Source organism: Nostoc sp. CALU 546 (genome assembly GCF_048836525.1).
In genome coordinates, this window is sequence record NZ_JAWJTF010000142.1 from 1 (window position 1) to 18,674 (window position 18,674).

At 42.6% G+C, this 18,674-nt stretch carries 15 protein-coding genes and 1 pseudogene; 8 read left to right on the forward strand and 8 right to left on the reverse strand.

Annotation, left to right across the window (positions count from 1 at the left end; translation table 11 throughout):
* Positions 1-348: 348 nt before the first annotated feature.
* Positions 349-1,830 carry a GTP-binding protein gene (locus RRG12_RS38720; protein ID WP_420762859.1) on the reverse strand — a complete coding sequence of 494 codons (1,482 nt, stop codon included), beginning with the start codon at positions 1,828-1,830 and terminating at the stop codon, positions 349-351.
* A gap of 255 nt (positions 1,831-2,085) precedes the next feature.
* On the opposite strand from RRG12_RS38720, the gene tpiA reads away from it, so the two are divergent.
* Both tpiA and folP read left to right on the forward strand, forming a co-directional pair.
* Positions 2,086-2,817 carry a triose-phosphate isomerase gene (gene tpiA, locus RRG12_RS38725; RefSeq protein ID WP_084227299.1) on the forward strand — a complete coding sequence of 244 codons (732 nt, stop codon included), beginning with the start codon at positions 2,086-2,088 and terminating at the stop codon, positions 2,815-2,817.
* Between the two features lie 458 nt (positions 2,818-3,275).
* Complete coding sequence (gene folP / locus RRG12_RS38730) at positions 3,276-4,136, forward strand: dihydropteroate synthase (RefSeq protein ID WP_420762860.1); 861 nt, start codon at positions 3,276-3,278, stop codon at positions 4,134-4,136.
* A 3-nt stretch (positions 4,137-4,139) separates the two neighbouring features.
* Here the strand turns inward: folP and RRG12_RS38735 are convergent, their stop codons facing one another.
* On the reverse strand, positions 4,140-4,976 hold the full coding sequence (locus RRG12_RS38735) for an SPFH domain-containing protein (RefSeq protein WP_420762861.1): 837 nt from the start codon (positions 4,974-4,976) through the stop codon (positions 4,140-4,142).
* A 408-nt stretch (positions 4,977-5,384) separates the two neighbouring features.
* Here RRG12_RS38735 and RRG12_RS38740 point away from each other — a divergent pair, with 408 nt between their 5' ends.
* Together RRG12_RS38740 and rpsU are read left to right on the forward strand one after the other, a co-directional pair.
* Positions 5,385-5,729, forward strand: coding sequence for a hypothetical protein (locus RRG12_RS38740; RefSeq protein ID WP_069073042.1), 345 nt, complete (start codon positions 5,385-5,387; stop codon positions 5,727-5,729).
* 569 nt (positions 5,730-6,298) lie between these two features.
* Complete coding sequence (gene rpsU, locus RRG12_RS38745; RefSeq protein ID WP_069073049.1) at positions 6,299-6,478, forward strand: 30S ribosomal protein S21; 180 nt, start codon at positions 6,299-6,301, stop codon at positions 6,476-6,478.
* A gap of 193 nt (positions 6,479-6,671) precedes the next feature.
* Here the strand turns inward: rpsU and pth are convergent, their stop codons facing one another.
* Positions 6,672-7,313 (reverse strand): aminoacyl-tRNA hydrolase, encoded by a 642-nt coding sequence (gene pth / locus RRG12_RS38750; RefSeq protein ID WP_420762862.1) that lies wholly within the window; start codon positions 7,311-7,313, stop codon positions 6,672-6,674.
* Positions 7,314-7,523: 210 nt separating this feature from the next.
* Entirely contained in the window at positions 7,524-7,796 is a 273-nt protein-coding gene (locus RRG12_RS38755; RefSeq protein ID WP_069073044.1) for a TatA/E family twin arginine-targeting protein translocase, read from the reverse strand.
* A gap of 133 nt (positions 7,797-7,929) precedes the next feature.
* On the opposite strand from RRG12_RS38755, the pseudogene RRG12_RS38760 reads away from it, so the two are divergent.
* Positions 7,930-8,100: pseudogene (locus tag RRG12_RS38760) on the forward strand (Uma2 family endonuclease); the annotation flags it as partial.
* 362 nt (positions 8,101-8,462) lie between these two features.
* Here the strand turns inward: RRG12_RS38760 and psbH are convergent.
* Complete coding sequence (psbH, locus tag RRG12_RS38765) at positions 8,463-8,666, reverse strand: photosystem II reaction center phosphoprotein PsbH (protein ID WP_069073047.1); 204 nt, start codon at positions 8,664-8,666, stop codon at positions 8,463-8,465.
* A gap of 85 nt (positions 8,667-8,751) precedes the next feature.
* Between psbH and psbN the strand changes: the two genes are divergently transcribed.
* Complete coding sequence (psbN, locus tag RRG12_RS38770) at positions 8,752-8,883, forward strand: photosystem II reaction center protein PsbN (protein WP_012410654.1); 132 nt, start codon at positions 8,752-8,754, stop codon at positions 8,881-8,883.
* Between the two features lie 290 nt (positions 8,884-9,173).
* On the opposite strand, the gene RRG12_RS38775 is transcribed toward psbN, so the two are convergent.
* Entirely contained in the window at positions 9,174-12,431 is a 3,258-nt protein-coding gene (locus RRG12_RS38775; protein ID WP_420762863.1) for an alpha-mannosidase, read from the reverse strand.
* 87 nt (positions 12,432-12,518) lie between these two features.
* Between RRG12_RS38775 and RRG12_RS38780 the strand changes: the two genes are divergently transcribed.
* On the forward strand, positions 12,519-14,336 hold the full coding sequence (locus tag RRG12_RS38780) for a hypothetical protein (RefSeq protein ID WP_420762864.1): 1,818 nt from the start codon (positions 12,519-12,521) through the stop codon (positions 14,334-14,336).
* Positions 14,337-14,613: 277 nt separating this feature from the next.
* The gene (locus RRG12_RS38785) at positions 14,614-14,910 is read left to right on the forward strand and encodes a hypothetical protein (RefSeq protein ID WP_069074296.1); all 297 of its coding nucleotides are present in this window, start codon (positions 14,614-14,616) and stop codon (positions 14,908-14,910) included.
* A gap of 4 nt (positions 14,911-14,914) precedes the next feature.
* On the opposite strand, the gene RRG12_RS38790 is transcribed toward RRG12_RS38785, so the two are convergent.
* Both RRG12_RS38790 and RRG12_RS38795 read right to left on the reverse strand, forming a co-directional pair.
* A complete protein-coding gene (locus tag RRG12_RS38790) occupies positions 14,915-15,805 on the reverse strand; it encodes a lysophospholipid acyltransferase family protein (RefSeq protein ID WP_420762865.1) in 891 nt (296 codons plus the stop codon).
* Positions 15,806-16,393: 588 nt separating this feature from the next.
* Positions 16,394-18,674 (reverse strand): cadherin-like domain-containing protein (locus RRG12_RS38795; RefSeq protein WP_420762866.1); only part of this gene is annotated, 2,281 nt, incomplete at its 5' end.

Genomic DNA, 18,674 nt, shown 5'->3' on the forward strand with positions numbered 1-18,674 from the left:
GCACAGCATTGCTCATTGGTGTCAACTTAAGCTAGAAATAGCTTTACTGCGGGCTTCATAACCCGCCAAAGAATGAATTCTCTGGCTCATAGCTCAAAGTCTACTGAAGTAGACTGAATATTTTTGGGGATATCTAGTCATCTGAAGATGACTTTCGCTATGATTCTTGGAACTTCAGTTCCTTGCGGGACATAGTTTTTGCGTTAAGTTGACACCAATGAGCATTGTTCCCTACCGCGTGGTCTATTTACCTGAAAATAGCTGTAAATTGCATAATTAGGGTGGGTGTATTGCCCGCCCGTAGCCAAAGGTAGGCTTTTTAGGCTATCTGAAAAGATTGGATAGGTATTACTTTTTGAGTTTTACTTTGTGGAGCAATTCATCTTTAATGCGGTTGAGAATTGAAGTCTCATCCAGATTTGTCAAAATCCGATTAATCACTGCTTTCGGCCCATCAGGCCCCCAAGTTGCACCATTGGCTAAATAAACTTTGGTAACTTGTCCAATTCCGTAAGAAGAAACACCAGCAACTCCCCCTTGGGTGATTGCTACCGATAGATAAGGGCCTAGCGCAATACCACCCGTAGCTGTTGCAGAGATTCCAAGTAAAGTTTTTAATCCACTCAAGCCCAAATTTGCTAATAATTCACTAGCACCGATGCCGCCCATACTCAGGGCAATTTTTTGTAGCAATTGTACAGCGCCGGCTTCGGTCATGGAGAAGCCATAGAGCTTAGATAAACCCAAAATTAGAGCAATATCAATAACCACACTACTCAGAATATCTACCACAGTTACGGGATTAAGTGCGATCGCTAATGCTTTAGTCATTACAGCCTTCCAAATCAACTGATTGGCATTCTGCTCCCGAATCATCAGTTTTCGCTCAACCAATTGCTCATTGACAACATCTGCATAAAGCATGGTATTAAGAGCAACCAAGGCTTTACCCTCACGATGCAGAATTTCCAAAATTTTCAGTTTCAGTTCATCGATTTGGGCATTCCCTGTACGCAACTGGATGCTCCTCGTACCATCAGGGCGACGAATCGCCGTCTTTACCAATGGCGATGCCGCAGCCATGACAATTTCTAAAGGTGTAAGTAATTCCCGCACCCTTTCATCCCGGATTTTGTGATAAATTGCCATCCGGTCTGCTTCTGGATATTGGTCTACTTTGTTAAACACCAAAATGATCGGTTTACCTGCTTCCCGCAATTGAGAAAGGGCGGTGTATTCTAGCTTCGTCATGTCGCCAGAAATCACAAACAGAATCAAATCCGCTTGTTTGGCAATCTGTTCAGCTAAAGCGGCACGGGTTGCACCATCTACTTCATCCAACCCAGGAGTATCAATTAATTCCACCTGCGATTGACCTACACCAGGGAGAGTGACTCGCAAAGCACGTTCAGTTTCCCCAATCATTTCCTCGCTAATACTCCAATTAACTCTTTGTGCAGCACGGGTGACACCGTGCAGCGGCCCAGTTTCAAATACTGTTTGCCCAACCAAAGAATTGAGTAGCGAAGACTTCCCACGTCCCACCATGCCAAAAGCCGCAATCTGCACCACCATCCGGTCTAACTTTCCCAGCATGGTTTCCAACTCAGCAATTTCCGTCTCTAACCCGGTTTTTTCTTGGGGAGTGAGGTCGAGATTGGCTACCAAGTTTCGTAGCGCCGTTTGTGCTTGTTTATAATTCAGTTCTGTTTGAATGTCCTCAAAACTGAAAATGGCACTATCTAGTTCTTCTTCCCAACTGAGAGAATTTGGGTCAGTGTTAGCGGAATCGCTTTGATGAGGTTCAGGCATAGGCAAGGTGGAAGTCATATTAATTTTGGATTTTGGATTTTGGATTTTAGATTTTGGATACACCCCCTCTACCATCCTAGTTATTTTTAGCAAGGCTTTGGCGAGATGAGACAAAGAGAGTAAAGAGAACAAGATAAGAATAATTTTTACCCAATGCCCAATGCCCCATGCCCAATTCCCAATTCCCAGAGACTAATGACTAATGACTAACAAAAAGTCATAAACTGAAAAATGCATCTAATATAACGCGTTAGGATCTTGACTAAATTACCTGTGCGGAAAATCGTTATTGCCGGCAACTGGAAAATGTACAAAACCCAGGCAGAAACCCAAGAGTTTCTCCGAGGATTTCTGCCCCACTTAGAGGAAACCCCCCAAGGGCGAGAAGTGATATTGTGCCCTCCTTTCACTGATTTAAGCGTTTTGTCCAAGACTTTGCACGGTAGCCTCATCCAACTGGGGGCGCAAAATGTCCACTGGGAAGAATATGGAGCCTATACGGGTGAGATTTCTGGCCCAATGCTGACAGAAAGTGGTGTGCGCTTTGTGATTGTCGGTCATAGCGAACGACGGCAATACTTTGGTGAAACGGACGCCACCGTTAATCTGCGCCTCCGAACTGCTCAAAGGTTTGGTTTGACTCCAATTCTCTGTGTTGGGGAAACTAAACAACAACGAGATGCGGGAGAAACTGAATCACTGATTGCTCTCCAACTCGACAAAGGCTTGGTAGATATTGATCAGAGTAATTTGGTAATTGCCTACGAACCAATTTGGGCAATTGGTACTGGTGAAACTTGTGAAGCAGGGGAAGCTAATCGGATCATTGGCTTAATTCGTAGCCAGTTGACTAATCCAAATGTATCAATTCAATATGGTGGCTCAGTCAAGCCGAATAATATTGATGAAATCATGGCTCAACCAGAAATTGATGGCGTTTTAGTGGGAGGAGCAAGTTTAGAAGCTGAGAGTTTCGCTCGGATTGTGAATTTTCAGTCAGTGTAATGTGCCTTCTTTTCGTTCCCATGCAGAGCATGGGAATGCCTAATGTAGATAAAAAGAATTCAGAACTCAGTAGTCAGAATTCAGAATTCAGAATTGAATTTTGTACGACTGGGTAATGAATATTGCTAGGACTTACGCATTGACAGAAAATACCAAATATGAATTCTTTGAAAAAGCACGTCTGTCGTAGGGGTTTAGCAATGCTAAACCCCTACAATGACCATCGAAGAACGATTAATAAAAGGCTGAAACGACCCATTTTCATATATGCATACCATGATTAAGTTTTACAGTGCGTAAGTCCTAATTGCTTAAAAAGATTGCTCTTTGTGGGCGAAAGAAAATTAAAATATTTTTCAAGAGTTGATACTCCATCCCTTCAGGCGTGGAGTATTCTGAATTCTGACTCCTGAATTCTGACTCCTGAATTCTGACTCCTGAATTCTGACTCCTGTTGTATGCCAAGAAACTTGATAATTAGAGGATGCTGTTTCGATTGGGGACAGCGGACTTATTTGATGGGTATTTTGAATGTGACGCCTGATAGCTTTAGTGATGGGGGTGAGTTTAATACTACCTCTGCTGCTTTAGTACAGGCGCAAGCACTGGTGGCTGCTGGTGCTGACATAATTGATGTAGGCGGTCAATCGACTCGACCAGGGGCAAAGCCAATAACTCTGGCGGAGGAACTTGACCGGGTTTTATCGGTGTTAAAAGTCATAAGACCAGAAATTTCAGTCCCGATTTCTGTAGATACTACTCGTGCTGCTGTAGCTAGGGCATCTGTAGAAGCTGGAGCGGATATTATTAATGATATTTCTGGTGGCACTTTTGATTCAGAAATGTTGCCAACAGTTGCAGAGTTAGGTGTGCCGATGATTTTAATGCACATCCGGGGAACACCACAGACAATGCAACAACAGACTGATTATCAAGATTTGCTCGGTGAGATTTATAGTTTTTTGGGTCGGCAAATTGAGGCAGCAACCACTGCGGGCATTGACCTGGATAAAATTATTATTGATCCTGGTATTGGTTTTGCGAAAAACTACGAGCAAAATTTAGAAATTTTTGGTGGTTTGCGATCGCTAACAAAACTCAACTGCCCTATTTTAGTAGGAGCATCCCGTAAAAGTTTCATTGGTCGCATTTTAAATCAACCAGATCCCAAAGCACGAGTTTGGGGAACGGCAGCAGCTTGTTGTGCTGCTATTTTTAATGGCGCTGATATCCTCCGAGTTCACGATGTTCAAGAAATGCGTGATGTTTCACTAGTAGCCGATGCCCTATTGAGACAAGCTACACAGCGTGATTGTTAGCTATTACCGTTCTTCGGTTTTTTTGCCGTTACCTTCTTGAGTTACTGACTCGGCTATCAACTCCTGAAACATTTCACTTGAGTTAGCTGGGTCTACAAAGACAATTTTGGCATTATTGCTCTCACCAAGTTTTTGGCTAGCATCTACGTAATCTTGAGCTACAAGATACCGCAAAATATCCCTGCTGTCAGGATTGGCACGGAGAGCTTGAGAAATAATTTGCACTGAAGCCATAGTTCCTTCTGCTTTTTTAATGGCAGCTTCCTTTTCCCCTTCTGCTTCAGTAATCAACGCCCTTTTTTTGATGACGGCGGCTTGCTCCTCTTCTCTAGACTTTCGCACACTCTCAGGTAGAGTAATTCTCTGAATATCTAACCGGAGAATTTCAACTCCCCAATCTATCGTTATATTATTCAACTGGTCTAAGATAGCTGAGTCCATCTCCGATCTGGAGACATTGGTTTGCTCTAGGGTGTTCTGGGCAATGATTTCCCGAAGTGTGGTTGTAGTTAACTGTGTTAGTGCCCCTTGCAGATCCTCAATCGCATAAAAGCTTTTCTCAATATCTCTGATGCGCCAATACACAACAGCGTCCACTTCCACATAAATATTATCTTGGGTGATCACATTTTGAGGTTTGATGTCTAAAATTTGCTCTCGTGTAGTATCTTCCATCACAACTTGATCTACCAAGGGAACGATAAAGTTCAGCCCCGGCTTAAGTTTCCGATGATACCGCCCCAAGCGTTCGACTAGGGCTTCATTTCCTTGATTAATCAGTTTTGCAGAACCTAATGCATAACCTATAAGGGCTAAAACTATAGCAATAATTGGCTCCATGTATGCTCCTATTCAGCTTTGGGGAGAATTTAGTGTCAAAGATATGGTACTAGCTTGTCATATCTTTGAGTTTTATGTTTTGAGTCTGTAATTTTATCAACACCAGCAGCGATGTCGAGTCACTGCGCGTCTTGTATGCATTCTGTTAAGTAAGATTGTTTTGCAGAATGCGTAGAAGCTGTGCTTCTTGTCGTCAGACATCGCTATTAAAGCACCTTGATTACACCCTGGCAAGGACTACTTGATGTAATTAAGGTTACTCGTACTGATATCTTCAGACGGACTGGATTTACATCCAGTATATTCACTTAAATTTAATTAACTTAACGTAAAATTTAGGAGTAATTTAAAAACTCCACTATAAATCGGGTTAAAATTGGCTTCAACCATTAAAAATGTAAAAATATTATGGGCAGATTGTTAATCAAAGTTATAGGTTTAATTCTACTTTTCACAGGTTTATACTTTTTTGGTCAAAACATTATATTTGTTAGCGGTTACTATATACCTTTTTCGAGACGATTACCAGCTACAGTTTCCGTATTAGCAATTATGTCAGGTGTGTTTACATTGGTGTTTTTTCGCAGAGAAGCTAGTCAGTTGGGATGGATTTTGTTAGGTATTGGCATAGTACTAGTTTTCTTGAGTGGTGGAGTAATTTTCAGATCAACTAGCTTATGGAACTTATTTGTTGCTTTCGCCTCATTGGCAGCCGGATATAAATTATTTAATGAGGGTAGAATCAACTTTTGAAATTTGCAAACATAATCATCTTTTTTCATATTTACTATAGCAATCCTATTTAATTAGTGAAAGTTAAAATTCATAGGTTCCCAATTTATCAAAGAAGTTGGGAATTTTTTTATTACGAATAATTGAGGTTTATTATAGTATCCAAAACTACATTTATCACCAGATCATATTACAGTCAGTAAAATTTGACATTATGATTTTATCATCGGCTCTAATGTTGCTGAGACTATATTAGAGGTTGTTTGAAAAGTGTTTCGCTGTGACTTTAATCACTTTTAGATCCCCCTAAATCCCCCTTAAAAAGGGGGACTTTAATTCTGGTTCCCCCCTTTTTAAGGGGGGTTAGGGGGGATCTAAAATTTTTGATACCGACAAGAGGACTGTTCAAACATCCTCTTAGAGCGCTTAAATTAACTTTTGCTTAAGTGTCGATTTCACGATCAAGAAGCACACATAACGAGTGTCAAATGGACGAATAGCCTCTTAACGATGACTTTCACTCAGGGTGTTTTACTAAGGCTGAGGGTAATATTAGAATGGAAACTATTGATGATGAGGAAAAGTCAAGAATGACCCAGGTGGTTCTAGGAGAGAACGAAGGAATAGACTCAGCTTTGCGTCGGTTTAAACGCCAGGTTTCCAAAGCTGGGATATTAGCTGATGTGAAATATCATCGGCACTTTGAAACACCGATAGAAAAACGCAAACGTAAGGCAGTAGCAGCTAGACGAACCAGACGTTTTAAATAAAACCTATAAGAAAACTATGCCGCACCAACAATTAGGGTATAGATGAGTCGCTTTTCCTAAGCATAGAGAAGGTTAAGGGCTTTCTCTTGGTTGGATGGAAGAAGCTAAAAGCGCTACCCATCAACCAAAATAAGCGCCTTTAAACATCGGTTAGCTTCCTTTCGCAAGCTGATAGGGCAGTATTCATCTAACCCTAAGACTCAGAATTATTAATGGTGCGGCTATTACAAACATTCATCGCCTTTTCTACTCCCTGCTTGAGGCTTAGTTCAAGACACTCAACCACGAACTGAAGTACAAGAGACATCTGCTGATTCTCCACGGAGGAAAATCGCCCCAGTACATGGGAGATAGCACCGGAATCATCGTTATCAGCTGCACCTTTGGGTTTACCAATACCGATTCGCAAACGGGGAAAGTTTTGGGTACTAAGATGTGCGATCGCACTTTTCATACCGTTATGTCCGCCAGCTGAACCAGATAAGCGCAGACGAGTTTTTCCCAAAGGCAAATCCATATCGTCATAAATTATCAGCACTGACTCAGGCGGCAATTTATACCAATTTGTCACCGCTTGGATTGCTTGTCCTGAGCGATTCATATAAGTTAACGGCTTTAGTAAGCGAATCTTACCTCCACCTGGGGCTATACCCTCGCCATACTCACCCTGAAACTTGCGATTTTCTGCTAAGGAAATGCGCCAAGAACGGGAAAGAGTTTCTACAGCAGCAAAGCCGATATTATGGCGTGTTTGGTCATACTTAGCTTCTGGATTCCCCAATCCAACAATTAGCTGGGGAATCACCAAAGCTGGTTGCGTAACTGCTTCTGTCATTTTGCCTACAGTCAATCAATTTTAGATTTTAGATTTTAGATTTTGGATTGAAACAGACCGCAAGGGTACAAGGTTTAGTGATTTTAGATTGACGATAGTGCAGCGTCGGAACTAGCGTTTTTTGGATTTGTTACGTTCACCAAAGACGTTGCTCTAAACCGCAAAACAATCTAAGATCCAAAATCCAAAATCCAAAATTCGTATGTTCTCCTAGCTAGGTTGAGAAGAACTAGCGGTATCCTGCTCAGATTTAGCAGGGTAGATTTGCTTAGGTTCCAATTCAGCAGTAGTCTTGACAACTTCTTCTAATTGTTCTGCTTCTTTTTGAAACTCGCTTTGAAACTCCTTAGAAGCTTCTTGGAAGCTACGAATTGTTTTGCCCACACTCCGACCAATTTCTGGTAGCTTTTTGGGGCCAAAGATTAACAGCGCCACTACCATAATTACACCCATTTCTGGCAGACCGATACCGAATATATTCATTTTTGTCTCCTGTAAACTATGGAACTACTACAGAAACTCACATATTATTATGTAGTCTACTCAATAATCGCCTATCATAGAAAGCGATGCCTGCGGCGAGCTACGCTAACGCCCCACGAGCGAGTGATGCTTTATTACGCTATTCCTAGAACTTGGATATACAGTGGGTATTCTCATTGACCCTGATAAATTTTTAGTAACAGTTTATCGCCCTAACCTTGAACCAGTAGTTTTAACAAATAACGACAAACTGACAATACCAGAATTACTTCCAGGTTGGGAATTAGCGATCGCAGAAATATGACCACCAGAATTTGAGTGACTCAACACCTGAGCAAACAATTTCATTTGTAGAGACGGCGATTTATCGCGTCTCTTGCCTTAATCGAATAGTATAGAGAGTTGAGCAACTTTTCGGTTCACACCTACCAAGCTACTCAACCCAGCCCCAATACGGTTCAGTTAAGGTTAGTGGTGTAGATAATTTGTCTTTGAAGACGCGATGAATCGCCGTCTCTACAAGTGTTTTGGGCTTATCTGAACTGTATTGAACCCAGCCCTACATTCGCTGAATTCTTGCCCAGTAGCAAATCACAACTCACAAAAAAACCCGGATAAACCGGGTGTAACTTAACTTGTTATCCAAACTTGATAGCTGTCTATCCGTTAGCGTCCTAAACTGCGCCAATCGACAAATACATCCTGAACCAACAGTGATTGATTGTAAAGTTGCAGAATAATCAGCAGAAATACGAAAAATAGCAGAATAAAAACAGCCATCACCGGGGTAGTACCCCAACCTGGAGCCACTTTCCCATACTCAGAGTTAAGTGGTTTCAGGATATCTCCCAACCTAGTCCTTTGTGCCATAGTTCACCTAAGATTACTTGCCAAAGCTTTTTTTAATCTTCTGTAATATTCTATAAGAATAGCACTCATAATCAATCTCTCAATTATGGAACCCGCAATAGTTCTTAGCATTTCTATGGCTGCCGTGGTGGTTGCCATCACCGGAATTTCAATTTATACCTCCTTTGGCCCTCCTAGCAAGGAATTGAACGATCCGTTTGATGACCATGAAGATTAAAATGGTCATTGGTCATTAGTCATTAGTCATTGGTCATTGGTCATTGAAAAACCACAACTGACCACTGACACAGTAATAGTGGCTCACTCCAGCCTATTGGAATTAACATTTGTGAGGGGTCTAAGTCTCTCGCTTCTAAATCCCGACAAGTTTTGTGTTGGGGTTAAAATCCCCATTGCAAAACTTAGGATTGTGGATTTAATAACCTGTGTAGGTTGGGTTTCGTGCCTCAACCCAACCTACAAAAGTCGATGTTATTTAATTCTCATTCCTGAATTACGAATTACGAATTACGAATTATTTTTCGCTGGTATCACCTTGAAGCTGGCGATTTTCCAAGGCTGTATCGTCAAGATTTGTTGCCCAGATGAGAATTCAGTGCTGGAGGAACGCTCTAATAAATCTACTGTTTCTCCTAGATTCAACCCTAAATCACTTTGCAAAGATAACTCGGCTGTTTCTCCATGACATTCATAACACCGCAGAATTAACTGCTGTGGGCCATCCTCTGATGGCTTCAAGGCCATCAAGATTAAATTCTCAGCGGATAAATCTAGGAAACTCACCCCTTTTATAGTGCTGTTAGCGGTAACGGGGCGTTGAGTCAGTGCTAAATTTTGAGTTGTGAGTGGATTTAATATCACTTGCAACGGGATATTCAATTCATAGCCACGCCGTACCGTATGGGCTGATTCCCAGCTACCAGCGTGAGGATACAAGGTATATGTGAACTCGTGAAAACCTCTATCAGCCTGTGAGTCTGGCCAATTAGAACTGCGTAGCAGTGTCAAACGGAGTTGATTTGGCTTGCTGTCGTAACCGTATTTACAATCATTCAGTAAACTGACACCATAAGAATTTTGGATTTTAGATTTTGGATTTTGGATTATATTTTCTGCTGTCAAATCAGCCCAACGCAAAGCGGGGACTTCCCATTTTGCATGTTCTGCGGGGGTTTGCGGTTTAGTTGGGCGGCGAATCGCGCTACAGGGAATTTCATAAGTAGCAAAGTCTGCTTCGATATTTAGAGGAAAAGCAGCTTTCACTAATACATGATTTTCTTGCCAATTGACGGTAGTAGCTATCTTTAGCAGAGGTGAACCAGCTTGCAGAATATAGTCTTGGCAAAATTCCGATTCACCCAACTGACGCACCACGCGCACACGACTTTGCACTGGGCCTGGTTCTAACCACTGAATAGATTGAAGATTTGTTGAGGGTAAAGGATGTTGAGCATAATTGGGATCTATATTCCAAGCATCCCAATATTGACCACTGTCTTTAAAAGCTTGTAGTTGATTCCCCGCCCCACTCAAAACTTCTCGTTGATAAGTTTTATCAAAAACACTTGATAAATCTCCAGTATCAGGATCTATAACAACTCGTAGGAATTCATTTTCTAAAATCCAGTCTGGGAGGAGTGGGGGGGATGAGGGGGATGAGGAGGATGGGGGAGAAAGCCAAAATATGCGGTAGCCAACGGGTGGAATTTCGGTGGCGAGAAATTGTAGGGTTGATGGTTCAGAGAATTGGGAGACAAGCTGCTTTCCTGAAGTATCGTAAATCTGCCATTCTTCTGGTGTGGGTAAAACTACAGAGACTACCTCAGAACGTTGCCAGTTGAGAGAATTGAAAACGAAAATAGGCAAACTATCGGGTTTTGGTGGTTCTGATAGAGTAACGTGAGATGCGATCGCTAAAAGTGATTCTTGTAATATCTTCGTTCCTACTTGTTCCACTTGCTGCCACTGGGGCAACGCATCTGTGTAAACTTGGGTAATTGAAGAACCAGGTAAAATATCGTGAAACTGTTGAAATAACACCTGCTTCCAAGCTGCTTCGATTTCCGCTTTGGGATATGTCACGCCACAGCTTACAGTTGCCAAGGTAGCAAATAGTTCAGCTTCATACAATAAATTTTCACAACGCCGATTCCAGCGTTTTTGATCTGCGTGGGTAGTGTAGCAACCGCGATGGAATTCTAAGTATAGTTCGTCATTCCAGGTGGGGCTTTGAATTTTGGATTTTGGATTTTGGATTTTGGATTGTGAAGTTAACTGACTACTAATCTTCTGTAAATACTTTTCAGCTGTCGTGAATTCTAAGTCTGGGAAGAAAGGCGAATTTTGCCAGCGTTGGGCGGTTTCTAACATATCACGGGTGGGGCCGCCGCCGTGGTCGCCGACACCGGGAAGCCAGAGGGATTCTGATAAACCAGTTTGGGTTTGCCATTCAAGAGCATAGGATGCCATTTTAACTGGATCAATGCTTTCACCGATGGGTGCAGACATCAAACTAAAGACTTCACTACCGTCAGGCGATCGCCACCAAAAAGCCCCATAATCAAATTTGGTAGTATCATTCCACCGCAACTTCTGCGTCACAAAATATTCAATTCCGGCATTCGCGAAAAACTGCGGTAAAGTTGCACAAAAACCAAAAGTATCTGGAACCCAGACTATAGCTGAAATCTTGCCAAATTTTTCTTGGATGTAGCGTTGACCATACAATAGCTGACGGACTATTGATTCACCAGAAATTAGGTTGAGTTCTGGTTCCACCCACATCCCGCCGACAACTTCCCAACGTCCGGCGGCTACCTGTGCTTGAATCGCTTGAAACAAATCCGGGCGATGTTCTTCAATCCACGCATAAAGTGCGGGAGTCGAATGACAGAAAATTAACTCAGGAAAATCTGCTTGTAACTTCAGAACCGATTCAAAAGTGTTTTGCGCTGCATTCCAAGTTTCACTCACAGGCCATAGCCATGCTAAATCTAAGTGAGCATGACCCAATAAGAAAATTTTAGATTTTGGATTTTGGACTTCGACTTCGCTCAGTCGAACGATTTTGGATTGAATTAAATTTTGGCGTAGAGATAAAAACGATTTTACTAACTCTTCCTTCTCCTCCGTGTCCTCTGCGCCTCTGGGGTTCGTAATCTCCGCCACCATCGTCGCCAAAACATCTAACTTTTCCGGCGCAAACTTTTCCAAATAAAGCTGCACCACAGCTAATTCATCAGCCACAAAGCCCGGATCGGGATTATCATCAACAGTAGACTCGTAAACTAGGAGCGATCGCACTAAAGCACCATCACAATGTCCCGGACTCACTAACCGCAAAGCCACAGTGAATTCTTCCCCTACCGTCACCCCCTGACTGAGAAGCACTCTCGGCGAACAATCAAATAAATCACCCTCCAGCACTAACTCCCCATTTACATAAATCTCAGCAGAATCCGCCCACCAAAGCAGCGCCAGCCGCAAAGATAACCCAGCTAAGGAATAACCCTGTAAATCTTGGGGAACTACCAATCTTTGCACTAGCCATAGCACTTTTTTCCCCCCTGTCCAAGCGATATGTTCTTTAGCATTCAACTCGACAGGTTGCCAATGAGACAAATCAGCAGCTACAACATCAGTAATAATCAGGTCAGATTCCTGATACAGCCAAGTAGACTGAAGATTAACTTGACAAAAAGAGCGCAATTGCTCAATTGCTTGTGAGATGGATTTGGTTTGGGATTGAGAGACAGTCGGGGTCATATATTCGCTAAAATGAGGTGTTGGTCGTTTTTATTGTTTGGCGCGAGTCTCACAACTTAACAAGACTTGAACTAAAAAATTACTACTATGTCTTCTGGTTCCTCTGGACGTTATCAAAGCAGACTATTTAACTTTGTCCATCAGCAATCTCGGCGGGTGACACAACAGTGGGAACACACCTTTCGGCATTTGCAAGTTGCTACTAAGTGGGGTGTCGAGACACTACTTTATCCAGTGTATCTACTGTTTCAGTCATCGGAATCGTCTGGGAAAACGCTACACACTAAAGAACCACAAACTAGACTAAAGTTACAACCAAATGATACCGATTTCCAGCCAGAAACTCTGCCAAATGCTGATACTCCGATTCAAAATGTATTAGAGGCAGTCAATTATCTGTCATCAGATGAACCCGCTTCCACTCCTACGAAAACATCTGAACATTTCAATCTCTTGGCTTCATTGGGAGTTTTTCGGCTGAAATTCGTTAATCATGGCTCTAATATTACTCAATCATCAAATATTACAGAGAATCAAGCCAGAAGTCTCAACCCTTCACAATTGGAAAATCGCCTACAACAGCATCTTCCAATAGTGCGAGGAATTGCCACAAATTTGATGAATCGGAATTTAGTACTTGTTAGTGCCGATAATGAAATTTTAGATATTTTAACACCCCAACAGCAGACAAAATTAGAAGACCGAATTATTAACGAAGTTGCTAAGTATTGGCAGTCTTCTCTACAAGACGCTGCGCGAAGGCGGTTGATTATCGCTAAAAAAGAAACGCAGCTATTACCACAAATTGACCATTTATTAGCAAAACTAACTGATGGAAATACAGCAAAAATTCCAGTTTTAGCTGAGAGGTTGTTTGAAAAGTTGTCTGCTGTGACTTTAAGCACTTTTAGATCCCCCCTAAAAAAGGGGGGAACCGGAATCAAAGTCCCCCTTAAAAAGGGGGATTTAGGGGGATCTAAAGTTTTTGATACCGACAAGAGGACTTTTCAAACATCCTCTGAGGGTATACCAAAAGATTTACTTAATACAGAGAAGTTATTAGCATTTTTAGATATAGCTGTTGCTAAGTTGGAATCAAATGCTTTCGTCCCAGCGCAAGAACGTAGTCAGGAAATTGTTCAAGTTGCTCAAACTCAGTTAAACATATTTCTTTATGGCAAAGAGCAATTAGCTGATAGGGGAGAAATTGCACCCAATGCTGATGGTTTGGAAACTCATACACTGAATCTTCAGGCTTTGATTGAGGCGGCGCTTAATTACTTTTTTGGTGTTGGTAGTAGAAAAACACTTGAGCCAACAACCAGTGATGAGAGATTACCAGGTAAGCTATTCTCATTACCCATTAGAAAAGCTTTATCCAAAAGCCCTCAATTAGAGAATCAGGATTTAACAGATGATCCTTGGCTAACGTGGAATGATTTATTTGGTAACACCGAAACCGTTGCTGAAAACTCGGTTACACTTTCTCAAAAGACAAATCCTGCTTTAGCATCAAGTTTATCCGTAGGGCATTTTCCACAAAAGAATTTGAGTGTAAAACAGCCTAAAGTCGGCTCTGGCTCAGTGCGAAGAAAACAAACAACTAATAATCTCGTTTCCAGTCAAAAAGCATCTGGAAAAGTCGCCTCTGCAAAACAAACCGAAGCTCGCATTTCTCAAACTAAAAGCGAGAGTAAGAAAGGGGAAATTTTAAAACAGCAATTTCACCAAAGTAGTCAAGTTGAAGCACAGCCAGACTGGATAGAAATTAAAGCAACTTCAAATGGGTATGAGAAGCATCCCTTAGAGCAACTTCTAGAATGGCTTGATTATGTTATGCTCTGGCTAGAAGAGAAATTTGTAAATATTTTTCAGTCGTTGCGACAGCTATGGCAGGGAAAATAATACTAATTCGTAATTCGTAATTCGTAATTAAGACTCGTCAGATTTAATCTGGGTTTCCAGGTTTATATCTGTAGCCTAATTTTGGATAATTGCTATAAGCTGGTAGATATTTTTTAATAACCTATTATAATAGTAACAATTTTTCAATTTAAGGATAACTTTGATGTCTACAAGCCGTACACTCGTGACTTGTATTCATGAGTTAAGCATTTTATGTTGAGCGTGACTTTTAGTCATGTGAGGTTCAATATCTATAATGTTATTGGTGGTTGTCTAAGTGAAAATTATTGTTTACTGTAAATACTTCAATTTCAAAAATCCATTAGATAAACCAAAAATTGAGACATTTGTGGTAAATGTGCCTCAAATCCCTAAGATAGGTGAAACAATTGTAGTCGAAAGAATTTCACCCCAAAAGCAGTTTGTAATTATCTTTGAGTACATTGTGACAGCAGTACAATTTAACGCTTCTAGGGAATCGGTTGATTCCGCAGATGCTCAAGTAAATGCATTTTTAAACCACTGTTGGGAGGGGACATCAAATTTCAAAGTTACAAACTTTTTAGAACAATAATCCCTCACCACAATATATGATTGAGGAAATAACGTAACAGCTTTAATCCTGTTGGTTCTTGATAGTCAGTTGGCAACAAAGCCAGCATCGCATTCTGCAATTTTTCTAAAGCTAGGTCAACTTCCTGGCGTTTTGGTCTGGTTGTTTGGGCAAAGTGTAACGGTTCACCTACCCGAATTGTTAACTCTTTTCCCAAATAGAGGTCATGAGTTCCAATCAGCGCAACTGGAATAATCGGTACACCAGCCCGCAAGGCATAAATCACAGTCCCGCGCTTCAAGGGGAGATGCAACTGAGCCTCAGTAGTTCCTAGTCGTCCTTCGGGAAAGAGAATCATCCCATCCCCACGAGTCAAAATTGCCAGAATAATCCGGTCTATTTGTCGCAGTGTATGTATGTCTTCACCTGTGGGTACTGTCTGTTTAATTGCTGCGGCTAACTCAACTAAATCTTGCTTTCCTGCTTTAGCCGCTTCCATGACAGCAATTTCTTCTTTCCACACCCGTTCCAAAGGAATAACGCCCCCTGCAAAATCGAGAATGAAGCGTTTCCAGCACTTGTTATAGAGAGTACGAGCATCACCCAGGATGTAATAGTAAGGTTGGGTGGGAAGTTCGCCTAGGAGGAGTAAGGGATCGATGTGGTGGAGATGGTTGACAGCCAAGATTGCAGCTTGCTGAGGTATTCTTTCGAGGTGTTCTACCCGTACCTTGAAAAAGGAATGGATGAGCGATCGCATTACAAAACGACGCAGCCCAGAGCTAGCTTTGGGTTCGGAATGCCCCTGATTAATAGCTTCTAGGTGATTGAGAGTTTTTTCGATAATTTGACGAACAGCGCGATCGCTAGCCGCCGCTACACCCTCCTTTACCCGCTTGATTGCGGCGGCTGTCAAAGGTGATAATGTTTCTGATTGTGTTCTATTTTCCTGCTGATGGCTAGATTCTGTATGAACTTCCGAAGTTACCCCATCAGCTAGGTCTTCTTGAACAGATTCGCTAGAAGAACTTTTGATAACACCCTCTTTGAATTCATAAACTAATCATAATTCGTGAGGTTGTATCATTAACCAACCTACAGTTAGAAGTTGTGGAATTACCGAGGATGTTCGAGGCAGATAGCGCAGCGTTAGCGAGTCTGCGAGCGTCGGGCAGTCAAGAGTAGAGGAAAACTGCCCGACGCTCCTCTCCTGAGCTATCGCTGCGCTATCTGTAACAGCCCGCGACCATAGGGAGTATGAAAATTTGGAGGCTCTTTTTCAGGAGGGGTTTGAATCCCCAACTGAGGTAAAACCTTCTGCCTCCTGCCTCCTGCCTTCTGCCTCCTGCCTTCTGCCTCCTGCCTCCTGCCTCCTGCCTCCTGCCTTCTGCCTCCTGCCTCCTGCCTCCTGCCTCCTGCCTCCTTCAACTAACACGGCAATTCATCCACTGTACTTTTTAGGTATGGTAGATGAATTGCAAGTGATTTGATAAGAGTTATCGGACTATGCCTGCAACATAAAATCTGATGCCGTGAGAGTTGGCGCACCAGTTAAAGTTGCAAATAGACCACCACTGCCAAAACCAGCCGCGCTGCCATTTTGGTTGTAGAACAATTGCCCACTCACAGAATCGTAGACAATTTTTGCCGTGCTAGCCGCTGCTGAAGAAGTGATTTGAAAATCATTGGTATTACTGAAACCTGTTCCCGGAGCAGAAGCGATGCCTACGGCAACCCGAAGCGGGAACGCACTAAAGGTAGTCTTATCCAGAACAATTTTGTCACCTTCAGAACTATTGAAATCAGCGATCGTATCAATACCAACAGCATTGCTGTTGTAAAGGAAAAAGTCAGCACCTACACCACCGATGAGAATATCATTGCCTCTGCCACCCACAAGAGTATCATTGCCTTCTCCACCGATGAGAATATCATCGCCTGAACCGCCCCGCAAAAGGTCATCGCCACTATTACCATTAATGATATCGTTACCCCCTTGACCATTAATTACATCATTGGAGTTATTAAAACCCGCAATATTATTGTTAAGGTCATTGAGGAAAGTAACTGTGTTCTTGTTAAAGAGATTAGTTTGAGTGGAATTGGCATTGAAGACATCAAAACTGTCAGTTACACTGGTTTGTCCATCAAACAGGATATTACCAGTTGTTGGTAAGTTATCCAGGTTTTCTAATTGGAAGTTTTGCAAGGTAACTTTCGTAGAAGCCGCATCCAAAAAAGTGAGTTCTAAGTTATCACCATTTTGAGTTAATTGCAGATTTCGGGCAGTTAAACCACTACCAATAAATTGCAACGTATCCAGTTGGCTAATCACATCTGCTGATGGATTTGAACCAATTCCTGTGCCAGTAAAATCGGCGATAGTGTCATTTCCATCACCAAGGCGGAAGACAAAAGTATCGTTGCCATTGCCACCGGAGATAGTATCGTTGCCCCCATTGCCAGCAATCGTATCGTTGCCATTGCCACCAAGCAAGAGGTCATTACCATTGCCACCGGAGATGTTATCGTTGCCCCCATTGCCAGCAATCGTGTCATTGCCATTGCCACCAAGCAACAAGTCATTGCCATTGCCACCGGAGATGTTATCACTGCCGGCACCACCAGAGATGGTATCGTCGCCTCCATTGCCAGCAATCGTATCGTTGCCGGCACCGCCAGAGATGTTATCGTTACCCTCGCCAGCAGAGATGTTATCGTTGCCGGCACCGCCAGAGATATTAGCACCAACAGCGATCGCAACTCTAGCAGTACTAGTCAGGCTACCATCACTGATGGTGTAATTAAAATTGGCATTACCACTAAACCCATTAATTGGGGTAAACACGATGAAATCATCTGTCGAGTTGCCCGGAGTGCCGTTATCATTCAGCACAGCAGTGCCGTTGGTTGCACCACTAACCCCAGTAATGCTGAGGTTACTGCTATCGATGTCACTATCATTAGCCAGCAGAGTAGTAGCAAGGATGGTTACAGCAGTATTAAAGCCAGTAGTCAGACTATCATTGACGGCAATGGGTGCATTGTTAACGGGCTTGACATTGAGGTTGAAAGTATTAGTAATGCTACCGCCATTCTCGTCGCTGACAGTGAAAGTGAAGCTGTCAGTGCCGTTGAAGTTGGCATCGGGGGTGTAAATGAAGAAGTCGTCACCGGGGTTGTCTGGAGTATTGTTGTCGTTAAGTGACAATGTGCCGTTAGTGGGGCTAGTGAAGTCACTAATAGTTAAGGTATCGCCATCGACATCTGTGTATCTACGTAGAATATTGCTAGCAAGGATGTTAACGGCAGTATCTTCATTAGTGGTAGCCGTAGTTTGAAAGCCAAAGACCACGTAGCTTGACCCTGCAATATTCTGACCGTTGGGGTCGGCACCTATTGCACCGATAATCAAGTCGTCGAAGCCGTCGCCATTGATGTCCCCCGCACTGCTGACAGAACTACCTGATAAGTCAAACGCAGCAATGCCGTTAATCACAAAGCCGTTGCTGCCATCTAAGGATGAGAGGTTGAATTGGGCATCAAAGCCACTATTGCTGCCAAACACCACGTAGCTTGACCCTGCCGCAGACTGACCGTTGGGGTCGGCACGAAGTGCCCCGATAATCAGATCATCGAAGCCATCGCCATTGATGTCCCCCGCACTGCTCACAGAACCGCCTGAGTAGTCACGGTCAGTAATGCCGTTAATCACAAAGCCGTCGCTGCCATCCAAGGATGAGAGGTTGATTTGGGCATCAAAGCCACTATTGCTGCCAAATACC

Bases quoted from the DNA above. Each gene is read 5' to 3' on its own strand.
- RRG12_RS38720 (WP_420762859.1), bottom strand. From the start codon at position 1,830: ATGACTTCCACCTTGCCTATGCCTGAACCTCATCAAAGCGATTCCGCT.
- folP (WP_420762860.1), top strand. From the start codon at position 3,276: ATGCCAAGAAACTTGATAATTAGAGGATGCTGTTTCGATTGGGGACAG.
- RRG12_RS38735 (WP_420762861.1), bottom strand. From the start codon at position 4,976: ATGGAGCCAATTATTGCTATAGTTTTAGCCCTTATAGGTTATGCATTA.
- RRG12_RS38740 (WP_069073042.1), top strand. From the start codon at position 5,385: ATGGGCAGATTGTTAATCAAAGTTATAGGTTTAATTCTACTTTTCACA.
- rpsU (WP_069073049.1), top strand. From the start codon at position 6,299: ATGACCCAGGTGGTTCTAGGAGAGAACGAAGGAATAGACTCAGCTTTG.
- pth (WP_420762862.1), bottom strand. From the start codon at position 7,313: ATGACAGAAGCAGTTACGCAACCAGCTTTGGTGATTCCCCAGCTAATT.
- RRG12_RS38755 (WP_069073044.1), bottom strand. From the start codon at position 7,796: ATGAATATATTCGGTATCGGTCTGCCAGAAATGGGTGTAATTATGGTA.
- psbH (WP_069073047.1), bottom strand. From the start codon at position 8,666: ATGGCACAAAGGACTAGGTTGGGAGATATCCTGAAACCACTTAACTCT.
- psbN (WP_012410654.1), top strand. From the start codon at position 8,752: ATGGAACCCGCAATAGTTCTTAGCATTTCTATGGCTGCCGTGGTGGTT.
- RRG12_RS38775 (WP_420762863.1), bottom strand. From the start codon at position 12,431: ATGACCCCGACTGTCTCTCAATCCCAAACCAAATCCATCTCACAAGCA.
- RRG12_RS38780 (WP_420762864.1), top strand. From the start codon at position 12,519: ATGTCTTCTGGTTCCTCTGGACGTTATCAAAGCAGACTATTTAACTTT.